Here is a 14,941-nt window from a genome sequence, read left to right on the forward strand (position 1 = left end):
AACATCGGCGCCACTCCGGCACGCACCGGCCCCGCTCACCGCGCACTCCAGCTCGATCTGCCTTCAGGCTGCTGAACGAGATGTCAAGCGCGCGCCGGGCGCCGAACCTGCTTACGCCGTATGCCGTTGAGCAAAAGTTGAAGCACCTTATTTCGTACAGGACAGTTTTATGAAGATCGCTCAAGAACTCCGCACCGGCAACGTGGTGATGATCGGCACCGACGCGATGGTCGTGCAGAAGGCCGAATACAACAAGTCGGGCCGTAACTCCGCCGTCGTCAAGATGAAGTTCAAGAACCTGCTGACGGGCGCGGGCATGGAAAGCGTGTACAAGGCGGACGACAAGTTCGACGTCGTCTTGCTGGACCGCAAGGAAGTCACGTACTCGTACTTCGCCGACCCGATGTACGTGTTCATGGACGCGGACTACAACCAGTTCGAAGTCGAAGCCGAAATGATGGGCGACGCGCTGAACTACCTCGAAGACGGCATGGCTTGCGAAGTCGTGTTCTACAACGAGAAGGCGATCTCGGTCGAACTGCCGACCACGCTGGTCCGCGAAATCATCTACACGGAACCGGCTGTCAAGGGCGATACGTCGTCGGGCAAGGTGCTCAAGACGGCCAAGCTGAACACCGGCTTCGAACTGCAAGTGCCGCTCTTCTGCAACATCGGCGACAAGATCGAAATCGACACGCGTACCAACGAATATCGCAGCCGCGCATAAATTTGAATCGCGCCGCATTGCATTCGTCTTAAGCCCTGAGTCAACTCAGGGTTTTTGAATTAAAAAGCGCCCTTCGGGGCGCTTTTTCTTTTTTTCGCGACCGTGTATGGTGGTGGAAAACTTTACCGGCCAGTCATGCAATTTTGCCAGGTCGGCTCGCGCGGCCGGTGTTTTTAGCCCGCGCTCACGTCGGTTTTTCAGGAAAGTCCGGTTGGGCACGCCTTCTGCTTACGGAATAGTTCAGGCCTATAAGGCTTTCGTACATTCGAAAACGGGAGGTTTCATGAACAACGATATCGCTGAAGGCAAGTGGAAACAGATGATCGGCAAGGCGAAAACCGCGTGGGGCGAACTCACGGACGACGAACTGACCAAGGCGGAAGGCCGCGCCGACAAGCTGGCGGGTCTGATCCAGGAACGCTATGGCAAGACCCGCGACGAAGCGGAACTCGAAGTGCGCCGTTTCTTCGACAGCAACCGGCCCTTCTGATCGGGGTCGCGTCCAGCCCGCCACGTCTACCGGGAGGGAGCATTGGCCGCTTCAAGCTCACTCATCAAGCGTCCGTGCGTGCGGCGCCGCCTACGGCGAGCCGCGTGCGTCGGGCATCCGTCCATCTGAACAGTTGCGCTCGATATGCCACATGCCCTGATTGTCGAAGACGATCCTAATAGCCTGTCAGGCCTGTCCGCGATTCTCGCCGCCGACGGTTTCTCAGTCGACACCGCGATCACGCTCTCCGAAGCACGCGCAGCCCTGACACGCTTCATCCCCGACGTCGTGCTGGTCGACCTGAATCTGCCCGACGGCGGCGGCCTCGACCTGCTCCAGCATCTGCCCGCGCAGCCGCCCGGCGGCGCATTGCCCGTGATCGTGATGACGGGCAACGCGACGGTCGAAAGCGCGATCGAAGGCTTGCGCCATGGCATCTGGGACTACCTGCTCAAGCCCGTCAACATTCCACGCCTGCGCAGCCTGCTGGCGCGCATTCCGCGTCCGTACGAACTCACCGAGGAAGTACAGACGCTGCGCGCCAAGCTGCGCCGCATGGGCCGCTTTGGGCCGATGATCGGTCGCAGCGGCGCGATCCAGCATATCTACGATTCGATCGAGCACGTCGCGCCGACAGAAGCGGCCGTGCTGATTTCGGGCGAAGCGGGCGCCGGCAAGGAAGTCGCCGCGCGCACGCTGCACGAGATGAGCCGGCGCCGCAAAGGCCCGTTCGTCGTGCTCGACTGCCGCTCGGCGCAAGCCGTCGCGGGCGGCCGGCCGCTCGACAGTCTGCTGTTCGGCCACGAACGTGGCGCGTTCGGCGGCGCGGAGCAACGCGAGCCCGGTCTCTTCGAACAGGCGAGCGGCGGCACGCTCTTCATCGACGAGATCACGATGCTGCCGCGCGCGCAGCAGGAAGCGTTGCTGAGCGCGCTCGATTCGCAAACGTTCATGCGCGTCGGCGGCACGAATCAGGTGGCGACCGATTTCCGGCTGATCGCATCGACACGCAAGGCACCGCGCTCGGCTGTCGCCGAAGGCACGCTGCATCAGGATCTCGGCTTGCGCCTTGAAGCGGCCGCGCTGTCGTTGCCGCCGCTGCGCGAGCGCGGCGAAGACCCTGCTCTCTTCGCGCAGGCGCTCGTCGACGAACTGAACGACGAAGCCAACGCGCGCGGCGTTGCGGATGCGACCAAGCTGGTCGGGCCGAATTTCGTCCGCGAATGTCTGGCGTATGAATGGCCGGGCAACGTGCGGGAATTGCAGGACCGCGTGCGGCGCGCGTATCACGCATCCGGCGACGTGCTGGAGACGCTGCGCGCCGACGAAGGCAACGGCGCAGGCGGCCGCGATCTGAACGGGGGCCGCGTGCAGGTCACCGTGGGCACGCCGCTCGCCGACGTCGAGGAAATGCTGATTCGCGCGACGCTCGACGCTGTCGGCGGCACGCGGCATCGCGCGGCGTCGCTGCTCGGCATCAGTCCGAAGACGCTGTACAACAAACTGCAGCGCATGCGTCTGAACTGAAGTCGCGAGTCACAAAAGCAAAAGGACGGGCTCCGATTGGACCCGTCCTTTTTTATTTCGACCGCGAAGCGAAGATCAGCCCGCGAACGCCTCGCGCAACAACGCCTGCGCCTGCTGATACTGCGGCTCCTCCATCAACTGCGTCCACGACAGCGCGTCGCCGCGCGGCCGCATCCGTTCGAGACGCTGCCTCGATTCCTCCGACGGCATGAAGCGCAGCGCGTCGAGCACCTTGCCTGCCTCGTCGGGCTGATTGCAGATCAGCACCATGTCGATACCGGCTTCGAGCGCGGCCGTCGCGGCTTGCGTCAGCGTGCCGCCCTGGCGCGCCGCTTCCATCGACAGATCGTCGCTGAAAATCGCGCCTTCGAAGCCGAGCTTCGTGCGCAGAATGTCCTGAATCCACACGCGCGAGAAACCCGCCGGCTTGCTGTCGACCTTCGGATAAATCACGTGCCCCGGCAGCACCGACGCGAGCGACAAGCCGAGCCAGTCGTAGGGCGTGACGTCTTCGCCGAGAATCTCGTCGAGCGTGCGTTCGTCGACGGGCACGGCGACGTGCGAATCCGCCGAAGCAAACCCGTGTCCCGGAAAATGTTTGCCGCAGTTCGACATGCCCGCAAGCGCGAGACCGTGATTGAGGCTCTTCGCGAGCATCGTCACGACGCGCGGATCGCGATGGAACGCGCGGTCGCCGATCACCTGCGAGTGGCCATAGTTCAGATCGAGCACGGGCGTGAAGCTCATGTCGATACCGCACGCGCGCAGCTCGGACGCGAGCACGTAGCCGACGGCCGTCGTCACCTTGGTCGCGCGCAGCACGTCGTCGTCCCACAGCGCGCCGAGCCTGCCCATCGCGGGCAGCACTGTGAAGCCGTCAGTGCGAAAGCGCTGCACGCGGCCGCCTTCGTGATCGACGGCGATCAGGAGATCCTCGCGTATGTTTCGGATCGCGTCCGTCAGCGCGACGAGTTGCGCGCGACTCTCGAAGTGGCGCGCGAACAGGATCACGCCGCCCGTCATCGGATGTGCGAGGCGGCGCTCGTCGTCGGCGTTCAAGGTCTTGCCGACGACGTCGAGCATCACCGGGCCAGGAGTCAGTTTCATCGGGTTCGTGAAGGAAAAGGAAGAACGCGGCGCAGTTTTCGCGCCGCGTAGAAAGAATCAGGCAGAAGGGTCAGCAGTCTCGGCAATCACAAACGACACCGCGTAATCGCGCTCATCGGACAAAGTCACTTTCGACGTGATCCCGCGCTCGGCCAGCCAGTCGGCGAGTTCGCCCGACGCGACGCACATCGGACGGCCGCTCGGTTCGTTCAGCGTCTGCAACGCGCGCCATGTCATCGGCCAGCGCATGCCGAGTCCGATCGCTTTCGAGAACGCTTCCTTGACGGAGAAACGCGTCGCGAGAAACGCGAGGCCACGCACTTGCGAGCGTGCATTACGCGCGTGATAGATGCGCAACTCATCGGGGCCGAGCACTTTCTCGGCGAAGCGTCCGTTGGTGCGCTGCATCACCGCCGCGACGCGGCTTACCTGAACGACGTCGGTGCCAATGCCGTAGATCGCCATACGTGTACCGTCGCTATCCGTTTATCAGTGTTGCCGTGTCTGGTTAAGCACGCGCTGCGAGACGCGCGGCGACCATGATCGCCTTCATCTCGCGCACGGCGTTGTCCCAGCCCGCGAAGATCGCGTGCGCAACGATCGCGTGGCCGATGTTCAGTTCGACGATGCCTTCGATCGCCGCAATCTGCTGGACGTTCGTGTAATGCAGGCCGTGACCCGCGTTGACCTTCAGCCCCAGCGACGCGCCAAACTCCACGCCGCGTACGATGCGCTCGTACTCGCGCTGCTGTTCGCTCGCGTCATGCACTTCCGCGTAAGCACCCGTGTGCAGTTCGATCACGGGCGCACCCGCTTCGTGCGCGGCGCGAATCTGCGTTTCGTCGGCATCGATGAAGAGCGACACGCGCGAGCCAGCGTCAGCCAGTTGCTTGCAAGCGGCACGCACTGCCTCGAAGTGCCCGACGACGTCGAGGCCGCCTTCCGTCGTCAGTTCCTGACGCTTTTCCGGCACGAGACAGACGTCGTGCGGCTGCACTTCGCACGCGATGTCGAGCATTTCCTGCGTCACCGCGCATTCGAGGTTCATGCGCGTCTTCAGTTGCGAGCGCAGCGCGCGCACGTCGGCATCGACGATATGGCGGCGGTCTTCGCGCAGATGCAGCGTGATCGCATCGGCGCCCGCTTCTTCAGCCTGCAACGCGGCGCGGATCGGATCGGGATAGGACGTGCCGCGCACGTTGCGCAGCGTGGCAACGTGATCGATGTTCACGCCGAGGTCGATCACAGTCGGAGAAGTCAGAAAGAAGCTCATAGATTCTGCAGGTCGATCAGGATCTGGCGGGTCGCGAGCGGCGTGCCGCCCAGATAGGTGTTGAGCAAAAAGCGCATCAGCGTCTTGCTTTGCGCGACGGTCTGCGCTCGATGGTAATCGTCCTGCTCCATGTCGAGCAAGGTCTGTCCGCTGATCACAGGCCAGTTCGAAGGATACTCGTCGGATGCTTCGCGCACGCCGCGCTCGGGATCGAACACGTAGCGGCCCTCCGGCACCACGGCCTTGCGCGCCACCGTGCGGTTGAGCGACATCGCGTAGCCGGTTTCGCGCAGCAATACGCGCTCAAACGAACGTAGCACCTGCACGGGCGGCTCGTCGTGCGCAAGGCGCGTCAGCGTGACGACGTAGTGATGGAACAGTTGCGGATGCGGATCTTCGCGCGCGAGAAACTTGACGAGCAATTCGTTCACGTAGAAGCCGCACAGCAGCGCGTCGCCACCGAGCGGCAACATGCCGCCGACCCACTCGGCGCCCGTCAGCGTACGCATCTCAGACTTGCCGGACCACGCGAGCGACAACGGCTGGAATGTCTGCAGCACGCCGCGCAGCGCGGAATGCGGACGCTTCGCGCCCTTCGCGACGAGGGCAATGCGGCCGTGATCGCGCGACAGCACGTCGACGATCAGGCTCGTCTCGCGATACGGATAGCTATGCAGCACGAACGCGGGCTGCTCGGAGATGCGGAAGTCGGAAGCTGGCGCACGCGGCACGCGCGACGTCGAACGACGGCCTGATGTCTTGCGCAACGCGGCTTCGGCGTGATCGCCGCCTTCGCCGAAGTCGTCGCCGTCCTGGCGCGGTGCGCTGCGTTTCGTCGAACGTGCGGGACGCGCCGGCTTTGCGCGTGGCGGCGGCGCGAACGAAGCCGGCTGCTCGTCGTGAGCGGAGGCGTCGTCGGGATCGGCGTCAGGGTGAGTTTCGTTCGGCGGCGTCATCCACGCGTCAGATTGGGTGTCCAGTGCGCCGTCATTCGTAACCATAGGCGCGGAGTCCGGCTTCATTGTCGGCCCAGCCACTCTTCACCTTGATGAACGTCTCGAGATACACGGGGCCGTCGAACAGCTTCTCCATGTCGAGGCGCGCTTCCGTGCTGATCTGCTTCAGCTTCGCGCCCTTCTGGCCGATGATCATCGCCTTGTGCATATCGCGCTCGACGAGGATCGTCGCGAAAATGCGGCGCAAACGCCCTTCCGTCTCGAACTTGTCGATCAGCACCGTGCTCGTGTACGGCAGTTCATCGCCCGTCCACCGGAACACTTTCTCGCGCAGGATTTCGGCGGCGAGGAAGCGCTCGCTGCGATCGGTCAGATCGTCTTCGCCGTAGATCGGCTGGCCTTCGGGCAGATACGGCTTGACGGTCGCCAGCAGGCGCTTGATGTCGTCGGGATTCTTCGCCGACAGCGGCACGATTTCCCTGAACTCGCGCAGCGCGCTCATCTGCTGCATGAACGGGAACAGCGAATCCTTGTCGTTCACGCGGTCGAGCTTGTTCGCGATGAGCAGCGTCGGCGCGGACTTCGGGATCAGGTCCAGCACCTTCTGGTCGTCAGGACCGAAGCGGCCGGCTTCGATCACGAACAGCACGGCATCGACAGATGACAGCGTAGACGTCACCGCGCGATTCAGCGAACGGTTCAGCGCGGTGCTGTGACGCGTCTGGAAGCCGGGCGTGTCGACGAAAATGTACTGCGCGTCGTCGATCGTGTTGATGCCCGTGATGCGGTGGCGGGTCGTCTGCGCCTTGCGCGACGTGATGCTGACTTTCTGGCCGACCAGCGCGTTCATCAACGTCGACTTGCCGACGTTCGGGCGGCCGACGATTGCGACCATGCCGCAGCGAAAACCAGTGGGAGTGGGAGCGTTCATATTCGTACTACGGCAGGTTCGTGTGGACGCGCGTCAGGTCGAGCGCATCCACGTCGTATAGCGTTCAATGACCGGCATCGGCCACGCGGCTATGCACCGCGCCAGCGACGCCGGGTTCGAGATCGCCCGCGCTTGCGCCGGGAGCGGCCTCGCGGGCACGCGACGCGGTTTTGTCCGTGCCGCGAGTGTTGGTGTCGGGTTTTTCGGCGGGCTTTTCCGCAGATTTGTCGGCGGGTTTGTCCGACGCCTTGTCAGCCGGTTTTTCGACAGGCTTCTCAGATGTCTTTTCCGCTGCACGCGCCGGCGTATCGGGCCTGTCCTGATTCTGGCGCTCTGCCGGACGGTCGGCCAGTTTCAGTACCGTTTCTGGTTTGTCTGCCACGCGCGTGGCGCGCTCGGTCTTGTCGCCGCCCGCGGATTCCTGGCTGTACTCGACATGCGCCGCGCGTATGACCGCGAGCGGCGCCGCCGCAGCCACCTGTCCCGCCGACGGCACCTCGGGCGTCATCAGCTTCGCCTCGGCGGCGCGTGACGCTCGATCGGACCTGCGCGTATCGGGCGCGCGCAGATCGAGCGCCGCCTGAACGCCTGTCACGCCCGGCACGATTTCGGTCTCGGCCTGCTTGGCCGCGCGCGCGCTCTTCGAGCGCTTCGGCTTGGCCACCATGGCGGGCGCCGCCGCCATCACCTCGTCGAGCGCCTTCTTTGCCGCAGCCTGCTCGGCCGCACGGCGGCTCGCGCCAGAACCGGAGACCTTCACGTCCAGTTTCGGCACGGTGCATTCGACTTCGAACTGCTGATTGTGCGCCGCACCATGCGTGGCGACCACGGTGTAGGTAGGCAGCGGAATCTTGTGGCCCTGCAGATACTCTTGCAGCAAGGTCTTGGCATCCTTGCCGAGGGTGCGCGGGTCGATGTGATCGAGAATCGGCACGTACAGGCGCTTGATGACCGTCTGCGCCGCCTCGAACCCGCTATCGAGAAAGATCGCGCCCAGAATGGCTTCCAGCGTGTCAGCGAGAATGGACGGGCGGCGGAAACCGCCGCTGCGCAATTCGCCTTCGCCGAGCCGCAGGCTCTCGGAAATATTCAGGGCCTGAGCAATCTCGTACAGCGACTGTTGTTTGACCAGATTCGCGCGAACGCGGGACAGATCACCCTCGTCCAGTTTCCCGAAACGTTGGAACAAAAGCGCAGCCACCGCGCAGTTCAGAACGGAGTCGCCGAGAAATTCCAGCCGCTCGTTATGCGTGGCACTGTGACTGCGGTGAGTTAAAGCCTGACGCAACAATTCCGCATTGCGAAATTCGTAGCGCAAACGGCTTTCCAACGGAGATAGGGGCATGTGCAGAGTATAACGCGGGCGCACCACGGGGCGGAGAGTGCGAGTCTGGCAGCCCCGGCGCCGAAAAAGCGTGTTGTAGCGACGTTACCGCGCGTTGTTAAAGTAGCGTGATAACACGTCGCGCTCAATGCGCGACGTGTTGCGCGGGTTCAGCGCGCATCGTCTTGCGATGCGCGAGTGGCGATCAATGGAAGCCGCCGATGCGTTTCAAATTGCTGAAGTTCATCCAGATGAAGAACGCGCGACCGACGATGTTCTTGTCCGGCGCGAAGCCCCAGTAGCGGCTGTCGGCACTGTTGTCGCGGTTATCGCCCATCATGAAGTAGTTGCCCGGCGGCACCTTGCACGTGACACCGCGTGCGTCGTACTTGCAGTTATCGCGATAAGGGAAGTCTTCCGCGCCGACAATGAACGGCGGCACAGCCGGGTTATTGAGAATGCGGTTCTTGCGCCCGTCGAGGTCTTCTTCGAACTGCTTCGCGTAGCCGATGCGCTCTTCATCGAAGTAATCGGGCAGCGCCGTCTCGGGCACGGGCTTGCCGTTGATCGTGAGCTGCTTGTCCTCGTACGAGACGACGTCGCCAGGCAGGCCGATCACGCGCTTGATGTAGTCGACCGATTCGTCCTTCGGGTAGCGGAACACAACGACATCGCCACGTTGCAGCGGACGGCCTTCCGTGACCTTCGTATTCGTGATGGGCAGACGGATGCCGTAGTCGAACTTGTTGACGAGGATGAAGTCGCCGACGAGCAGCGTCGGCACCATCGAACCCGACGGAATCTTGAACGGCTCGACGACGAACGAACGCACGACGAACACGACGAGAATCACCGGGAAAAAACTCGCCGTATATTCAAGCCACCACGGCTGGCGCAGTTTTTCGTCACGCAGGCGCGCGCGTGTGGCGGGCGCATTCTCATCGGCGAAGCGCTCGCCGACGCGCGCCTGCTGATTGTCGAACTCGGCTACGGCGGCTTCCGCTGCGCGGCGCCGCTTTGGCAGGAAAACCAGTTTGTCCGCGACCCATGCCACGCCCGTAATGATCACGAGCACAAAAAGAATCAGCGCAAAATTCATAAGGTTCCAGTTCTTAGTCTTATTTGTCTTCGACGCGCAGAATCGCGAGGAAAGCTTCTTGCGGAATCTCGACGGAGCCGACCTGCTTCATCCGCTTCTTACCTTCCTTCTGCTTTTCCAACAGCTTCTTCTTACGCGTAATGTCGCCGCCGTAGCACTTTGCCAGAACGTTCTTACGAAGTGCTTTGATGTTCTCGCGCGCAATGATGTGCGCACCGATGGTTGCCTGAATGGCGACGTCATACATCTGACGCGGAATGATTTCACGCATCTTCGCAGCGACTTCGCGGCCGCGATATTGGCTCTGCGAACGGTGAACGATCACCGACAACGCGTCGACCTTGTCGCCGTTGATCAGCATGTCGACCTTCACGACGTCCGACGCGCGATATTCCTTGAACTCATAGTCCATCGACGCATAACCGCGCGACACCGACTTCAGCCGATCGAAGAAGTCGAGCACGATTTCGCCCATCGGGATTTCGTACGTCAGCTGCACCTGGCGGCCGTGATACTGCATGTTGATCTGTGAACCGCGCTTTTGCGTACACAGCGTGATCACCGAGCCGACATAATCTTGCGGCATGTACAGGTTCACGGTGACGATAGGCTCGCGCACTTCTTCGATCTTCGACGGGTCCGGCATCTTCGCCGGATTCTCGACCGTCATGATCGAGCCGTCACGCTGCACGACTTCATAGACCACGGTCGGCGCGGTGGTGATCAGGTCCATGTCGAACTCGCGCTCGAGACGTTCCTGGACGATCTCCATGTGCAACAGACCAAGGAAGCCGCAACGGAAACCGAAGCCGAGAGCCTGAGACACTTCCGGCTCGTACATCAGCGATGCGTCGTTGAGCTTGAGTTTTTCCAGCGATTCGCGCAGCGCGTCGTACTGGTTCGCTTCAACAGGGTAGAGACCGGCGAACACCTGCGGCTTCACTTCCTTGAAGCCGGGCAGCGGTTCGGCCGCGGGACGCTTGACGATGGTGACGGTGTCACCGACCTTCGCCGCCGTCAGTTCCTTGATGCCGGCGATGATGAAACCCACCTGCCCTGCCGACAGTTCTTCCAGATTCTTCGATTTCGGCGTGAACACGCCGACGTGTTCGACGGGATATTCCGCGCCCGTCGCCATCATCCGGATCTTGTCTTTCGGACGCAGCGTACCGTTGACGATACGCACCAGCATCACGACGCCGACGTAGTTATCGAACCACGAGTCGATGATCAGCGCCTGCAGCGGCTCGTCCGGGCTGCCCTTCGGCGGTGGCACTTTCGCGATCAGCGCTTCGAGCACATCCTGGACGCCCAAGCCCGTCTTCGCGCTGCAATGCGTCGCGTCGGTGGCGTCGATGCCGATGACATCTTCGATCTCGGTGATTGCGTTTTCGGGGTTCGCGGCCGGCAGGTCGATCTTGTTGAGCACGGGCACAACTTCCACGCCAAGTTCGATGGCCGTGTAGCAGTTGGCGACCGTTTGCGCCTCGACGCCCTGACTCGCGTCGACGACCAGCAGCGCGCCTTCACACGCGGAGAGCGAGCGGCTGACCTCGTACGAGAAGTCGACGTGCCCGGGCGTGTCGATCATGTTCAGGTTGTACAGCTTGCCGTCGCGCGCGCGGTACGACAGCGCGGCAGTTTGTGCCTTGATGGTGATGCCACGCTCGCGTTCGAGGTCCATCGAGTCGAGGACCTGCGATTCCATCTCGCGGTCCGACAGACCGCCGCAAAGCTGGATGATGCGATCGGCGAGCGTCGACTTGCCATGGTCGATGTGCGCAATGATCGAAAAGTTACGAATATGATCCATTCAGTGCCGATCAAGCGAAAAAGGCGCGCTCTGACGATAGCGGAGCACGCCTTGTAAGTAAGTGAAAAACCTATTTATTTTAGCCGAAAAGGGGGTCGGCGGGCGGGACTTACGGGTAGCGGGCGTTATTCATGCTATCTGGCCGCCCGCTTTCGGCCTGCAGGTTCGATGGCGCGTCGACTGCGTTCAACGGGGCGGCGTTGCGTGATGCCCCGCCAGCGCCGCACGGACCCGCGCTTCGTCGAGATGGTAATGACACAACTCGACGCCCTCATGAACCAGCACGGGAACCCAATCGTTGTAACGCGCTTCGAGCGAAGGATCGGCGTCGATGTCGATCACTTCGAGTTGCGCGCCGTACTCGACCAGCAAAGGCGCGAGCGCGGTGCGCATGTCGTCGCAGAGGTGGCACCACGCGCGTCCATAGAGCGTGAGCGATGCCATCGCGTTGACCACCTTGCTTACTTCTGCGCGCGCGGGCGAACCGGCACGAACTGCGTGTTCTCGCCGCGACGGACCAGCAACGCGACCATCTTCGACGGGTCGAGATGTGCGGTTACTTCGTCGAACTGCTTCGCGCTCGTGACGTCCGTGTCGCCGACACGCAGAATGATGTCGCCGCGCTGCAGGCCAACACGCGCGGCCGGACCGTCGACGGCGTCGACCTGGACGCCGTTGCGCAGCTTGAGCGTCTTCATCTGGTCGGCCGGAATGTCGCTGACGGCCACGCCCAGCGCGTTCGACGCACGCGGCTTCGGCGTCGGCGCCTTCTTCGGGTCGACCTTCGCCGTCTTGTCGGGCTGCATTTCGGCCACGGTCACAGGCAATTCGCGCGTCTGGCCCTTGCGCCACAGCGTGATCGTCGCCTTCGTGCCCGGCTTCGTGTCGCCGACCATGCGCGGCAGGTCCGTCGCCGTATCCACATTGTGACCGTTGAACTTCAGGATGATGTCGCCCGGCTGCACGCCAGCCTTGTCGGCCGGACCGCCCGGCTCGACGCTGCTGACGAGCGCGCCCTGCGCTTTCGGCAGACCGAGCGAATCAGCCACGTCCTTCGTCACTTCGCCGATCGCGACGGCAATCCGGCCACGTGTGACCTTGCCCGACGTTTTCAGCTGCTCGGCCACGCGCATCGCTTCGTCGATGGGAATCGCGAACGAGATGCCCATGAAACCGCCCGTGCGGCTATAAATCTGCGAGTTGATACCGATCACCTCGCCCTGCATGTTGATCAGCGGGCCGCCCGAGTTGCCGGGATTCACCGCGACGTCGGTCTGGATGAACGGCAAATAGTCGCCCGTGTCGCGCCCCTTCGCGCTGACGATGCCCGCCGTCACCGTGTTCTCGAGACCGAACGGCGAACCGATCGCGACGACCCATTCGCCGACGCGCACCTTGTTCGAATCGCCGATCGGCACGGTCGGCAGATTCGTCGCGTTGATCTTCACGACGGCCACGTCCGTGCGGTCGTCGACGCCAATCAGCTTGGCCTTGAACTCGCGCTTGTCGGTGAGCGTGACGTAAATCGTGTCCGCGTCGTCGATCACGTGCGCGTTGGTCATCACGTAGCCATCCGCCGACAGGATGAAGCCCGAGCCGACGCCGCTGTTCTGCTCGGAATCGCTGCCGCCGCTATCCGGCGACTGGTCCTGGTCGTTGTTGCCGCCACGCGGGGAATTGGGAGAATTCGGCGTACCCGGCGATTGCGGCGACTGCGGGGAGTTAGGCATCGGAATGCCGAAGAAACGCCGGAAAAACTCCGACATGTCGCCGTCGTCCATGCCTGGCGGCAATCCGCGCGTGCTATTGGACACGCGCGCCGTGGTGCGGATGTTGACGACGGCCGGCCCGACCTTGTCGACCAGATCGGTGAAATCGGGCAGATTGGCAGCAGGCGCCGCCGACGCCGCATGCGGCGCGAGGGGCAGGCAAGCCACCAGCACTGCGGCCGCGAAGAATTTGCGCACCGAAAGAATCGTCATGTCGTAGGGGACCGAAGGATTACCTGGAAGGCTTGTATTCTATGGCAGCCGCAAATTGCTGCAACGTGGTCTGAGGCACTTCCCCGAGCAAGGTGATCCAGAAATCGCCGCGCCGCTTGACCAGCACGTGCGTTGCCCCGCTGTTTCCCGCGCCCTCCTTGCGGGTGCTCTTCTCGACCGGCTCGACGAAGATCGAGATCGCGGCGAGACCGTCGGAGAACACCATCTGGTCGACAGGAATGGGCGGATTGGATGGATCGTGCGCCGCCATCGGCCGGCGCAGCTCACGAATCTTGCGGAAACCCGCGACGGGCGACGTGACCTGCCAGCCCTGCGCTTCCATATCGACGGGCTCGACGGGCGGGCGTACCACCGTCCAGCCCGACGTGTTCTTGATGCCGCTGGCGATCGGCGCCTTGTCCACGGGCACACCGATGCGAATCTGCGAAAACGACATCTGCTCGAGCACCTGGCCGCTCGGATCGAGCGTCTGCGCGCGTAGCAGCAGCCCCGTTTTCGTATCGGCCCACAGCTTGTACGCGAAGCGGTTCGCGTCTTTCGGATCGAGCTCGATGACCTGGCTGTCGACGCCCGCCACGCGGTCCGCGCCCAGCATCTTCGGCTCGTAGACGGACAGGACCTGCTCGCCGCTCGCCGACATCAGCGCCGGGAACGAGTCCTTGTTTTGCCGTTTTTCGACGACGCACAGATGCCGCTCCGGCACGAACGTGTACAGCTCGTCGTTGTGGCGCAAGATCTTGCGCGGCGCGCCGTCGAGGCTTTCGAGCGATTCGAACTCGCCGTCGTTACGCGTCGCGTAATGGGCAATGCGCGACGACTGCACGAAGTTGCCGCGCTGATAGAGGAACGTGCCTTCGTAGTTCTGCTGCTGCGCAGCCTGATGAACGCGGTTCAACAGTTCCGCCGCGCTGTGCCGGGTGGCAGAGTCGTCGGTTTGCGCGTAGGTGCGCGACGTGGCGGACAACATCACGGCTGCACAGAACAGAAATGCCGGCAGCCGCCCCCAGATAGTCGTTTTTTTCAACCGCAGACTCTGCATCAGACTAGTGGCCCTGCGTGGTCAGAGAAGCCGCGCGGAGCAACGGCATAGAACCCGATACGACGGGCTGAAGGCCGAACTGTTGATGCGCTTCCAGATATTGATCGAGGCTCGCGTCACGGATGATGTTGCCATCCGATACATTGGCTTGAGCGGTGGTCGCGGCGGGCATCGAAGCCATCGCCACGCGCTGCACCGAATCGCCCTGCGGCGCGACCGATGCAACCTGCGTCACGCCCGCGACCGTGCTCACGCCCGAAAGCTGCGGCATCACGATCCACGTCAGCGTCGCCGCGGCAGCGGCCACTGCGAACGCCGGAATGACCCGGCGGCGCAGCGCCAGCAGACGGCGCGTGGCTGGCACGGAAACCGGCGCCAGCACATGCACCTCGCTTTCGAAGCGGGCTGCGAAACCGTTCAGAAACGCGCTGCTCGTTGCCGGGCTGACGGCCAGATCGTCGGAACGCAGTGCGTCGCCGATCAGGTGATAGCACGACCAGGTCGCGCGGTCTTCACGACCCAGCGCGGCCAGAATTGTGTTTGGATGCTCGCCGTCGAGCAGTTCGCCGTCGACAAAAGCAGACAGACGCTCGCCTTGCGAGTTCGCTTGTGCATTCGATTGCATTGGCATCGAAACCGACCCCATGATGCT

Annotated in this window: 16 protein-coding genes; 3 read left to right on the forward strand and 13 right to left on the reverse strand. The window is 62.9% G+C overall.

What is annotated here, in order from left to right:
* Positions 1–169 precede the first annotated feature (169 nt).
* On the forward strand, positions 170–727 hold the full coding sequence (efp, locus tag BLT65_RS02805; RefSeq protein ID WP_007741081.1) for an elongation factor P: 558 nt from the start codon (positions 170–172) through the stop codon (positions 725–727).
* A gap of 45 nt (positions 728–772) precedes the next feature.
* On the opposite strand, the gene BLT65_RS47105 is transcribed toward efp, so the two are convergent.
* Positions 773–946: a hypothetical protein gene (locus BLT65_RS47105; RefSeq protein WP_156132281.1), complete on the reverse strand. Its 174-nt coding sequence runs from the start codon at positions 944–946 to the stop codon at positions 773–775.
* Positions 947–1,010: 64 nt separating this feature from the next.
* On the opposite strand from BLT65_RS47105, the gene BLT65_RS02810 reads away from it, so the two are divergent.
* Complete coding sequence (locus tag BLT65_RS02810) at positions 1,011–1,217, forward strand: CsbD family protein (RefSeq protein WP_007741080.1); 207 nt, start codon at positions 1,011–1,013, stop codon at positions 1,215–1,217.
* 144 nt (positions 1,218–1,361) lie between these two features.
* Positions 1,362–2,744, forward strand: coding sequence for a sigma-54-dependent transcriptional regulator (locus BLT65_RS02815; protein WP_091774557.1), 1,383 nt, complete (start codon positions 1,362–1,364; stop codon positions 2,742–2,744).
* Positions 2,745–2,819: 75 nt separating this feature from the next.
* Here BLT65_RS02815 and nagZ read toward each other — a convergent pair whose 3' ends face one another.
* The 12 genes from nagZ to BLT65_RS02875 form a co-directional block, all read right to left on the reverse strand.
* A complete protein-coding gene (gene nagZ / locus BLT65_RS02820; protein WP_091774559.1) occupies positions 2,820–3,851 on the reverse strand; it encodes a beta-N-acetylhexosaminidase in 1,032 nt (343 codons plus the stop codon).
* A gap of 57 nt (positions 3,852–3,908) precedes the next feature.
* The gene (acpS, locus tag BLT65_RS02825) at positions 3,909–4,316 is read right to left on the reverse strand and encodes a holo-ACP synthase (protein WP_091774561.1); all 408 of its coding nucleotides are present in this window, start codon (positions 4,314–4,316) and stop codon (positions 3,909–3,911) included.
* A 43-nt stretch (positions 4,317–4,359) separates the two neighbouring features.
* Positions 4,360–5,124 (reverse strand): pyridoxine 5'-phosphate synthase, encoded by a 765-nt coding sequence (gene pdxJ / locus BLT65_RS02830; protein ID WP_042306898.1) that lies wholly within the window; start codon positions 5,122–5,124, stop codon positions 4,360–4,362.
* On the reverse strand, positions 5,121–6,125 hold the full coding sequence (gene recO / locus BLT65_RS02835) for a DNA repair protein RecO (protein WP_248555548.1): 1,005 nt from the start codon (positions 6,123–6,125) through the stop codon (positions 5,121–5,123). The genes pdxJ and recO overlap by 4 nt, the downstream gene beginning before the upstream one ends.
* A complete protein-coding gene (gene era / locus BLT65_RS02840; protein WP_042306896.1) occupies positions 6,112–7,011 on the reverse strand; it encodes a GTPase Era in 900 nt (299 codons plus the stop codon). The genes recO and era overlap by 14 nt, the downstream gene beginning before the upstream one ends.
* A gap of 64 nt (positions 7,012–7,075) precedes the next feature.
* Entirely contained in the window at positions 7,076–8,356 is a 1,281-nt protein-coding gene (gene rnc, locus BLT65_RS02845) for a ribonuclease III (protein ID WP_091774563.1), read from the reverse strand.
* A 184-nt stretch (positions 8,357–8,540) separates the two neighbouring features.
* A complete protein-coding gene (lepB, locus tag BLT65_RS02850) occupies positions 8,541–9,434 on the reverse strand; it encodes a signal peptidase I (RefSeq protein WP_042306894.1) in 894 nt (297 codons plus the stop codon).
* 19 nt (positions 9,435–9,453) lie between these two features.
* Positions 9,454–11,247, reverse strand: coding sequence for a translation elongation factor 4 (gene lepA, locus BLT65_RS02855; RefSeq protein WP_042306892.1), 1,794 nt, complete (start codon positions 11,245–11,247; stop codon positions 9,454–9,456).
* A 186-nt stretch (positions 11,248–11,433) separates the two neighbouring features.
* Positions 11,434–11,691 carry a glutaredoxin family protein gene (locus tag BLT65_RS02860; protein WP_208545723.1) on the reverse strand — a complete coding sequence of 86 codons (258 nt, stop codon included), beginning with the start codon at positions 11,689–11,691 and terminating at the stop codon, positions 11,434–11,436.
* Positions 11,692–11,708: 17 nt separating this feature from the next.
* Complete coding sequence (locus BLT65_RS02865) at positions 11,709–13,229, reverse strand: DegQ family serine endoprotease (RefSeq protein ID WP_042306889.1); 1,521 nt, start codon at positions 13,227–13,229, stop codon at positions 11,709–11,711.
* Between the two features lie 19 nt (positions 13,230–13,248).
* Positions 13,249–14,289, reverse strand: coding sequence for a MucB/RseB C-terminal domain-containing protein (locus tag BLT65_RS02870; RefSeq protein ID WP_091774567.1), 1,041 nt, complete (start codon positions 14,287–14,289; stop codon positions 13,249–13,251).
* Positions 14,290–14,293: 4 nt separating this feature from the next.
* Positions 14,294–14,935, reverse strand: coding sequence for a sigma-E factor negative regulatory protein (locus tag BLT65_RS02875; protein ID WP_042306885.1), 642 nt, complete (start codon positions 14,933–14,935; stop codon positions 14,294–14,296).
* Positions 14,936–14,941: the final 6 nt, after the last annotated feature.

The sequence above is a fragment of the Paraburkholderia steynii genome (assembly GCF_900100565.1).
Classification (GTDB): domain Bacteria; phylum Pseudomonadota; class Gammaproteobacteria; order Burkholderiales; family Burkholderiaceae; genus Paraburkholderia; species Paraburkholderia terrae.

Excerpts from the sequence above, each read along its gene's own strand:
- lepA (WP_042306892.1), bottom strand. The coding sequence starts at position 11,247 with ATGGATCATATTCGTAACTTTTCGATCATTGCGCACATCGACCATGGC.
- nagZ (WP_091774559.1), bottom strand. The coding sequence starts at position 3,851 with ATGAAACTGACTCCTGGCCCGGTGATGCTCGACGTCGTCGGCAAGACC.
- lepB (WP_042306894.1), bottom strand. The coding sequence starts at position 9,434 with ATGAATTTTGCGCTGATTCTTTTTGTGCTCGTGATCATTACGGGCGTG.
- BLT65_RS02815 (WP_091774557.1), top strand. The coding sequence starts at position 1,362 with ATGCCACATGCCCTGATTGTCGAAGACGATCCTAATAGCCTGTCAGGC.
- BLT65_RS02875 (WP_042306885.1), bottom strand. The coding sequence starts at position 14,935 with ATGGGGTCGGTTTCGATGCCAATGCAATCGAATGCACAAGCGAACTCG.
- era (WP_042306896.1), bottom strand. The coding sequence starts at position 7,011 with ATGAACGCTCCCACTCCCACTGGTTTTCGCTGCGGCATGGTCGCAATC.
- BLT65_RS02810 (WP_007741080.1), top strand. The coding sequence starts at position 1,011 with ATGAACAACGATATCGCTGAAGGCAAGTGGAAACAGATGATCGGCAAG.
- pdxJ (WP_042306898.1), bottom strand. The coding sequence starts at position 5,124 with ATGAGCTTCTTTCTGACTTCTCCGACTGTGATCGACCTCGGCGTGAAC.
- acpS (WP_091774561.1), bottom strand. The coding sequence starts at position 4,316 with ATGGCGATCTACGGCATTGGCACCGACGTCGTTCAGGTAAGCCGCGTC.
- BLT65_RS02860 (WP_208545723.1), bottom strand. The coding sequence starts at position 11,691 with ATGGCATCGCTCACGCTCTATGGACGCGCGTGGTGCCACCTCTGCGAC.
- rnc (WP_091774563.1), bottom strand. The coding sequence starts at position 8,356 with ATGCCCCTATCTCCGTTGGAAAGCCGTTTGCGCTACGAATTTCGCAAT.
- BLT65_RS02865 (WP_042306889.1), bottom strand. The coding sequence starts at position 13,229 with ATGACGATTCTTTCGGTGCGCAAATTCTTCGCGGCCGCAGTGCTGGTG.
- recO (WP_248555548.1), bottom strand. The coding sequence starts at position 6,125 with ATGGTTACGAATGACGGCGCACTGGACACCCAATCTGACGCGTGGATG.
- BLT65_RS02870 (WP_091774567.1), bottom strand. The coding sequence starts at position 14,289 with ATGCAGAGTCTGCGGTTGAAAAAAACGACTATCTGGGGGCGGCTGCCG.
- efp (WP_007741081.1), top strand. The coding sequence starts at position 170 with ATGAAGATCGCTCAAGAACTCCGCACCGGCAACGTGGTGATGATCGGC.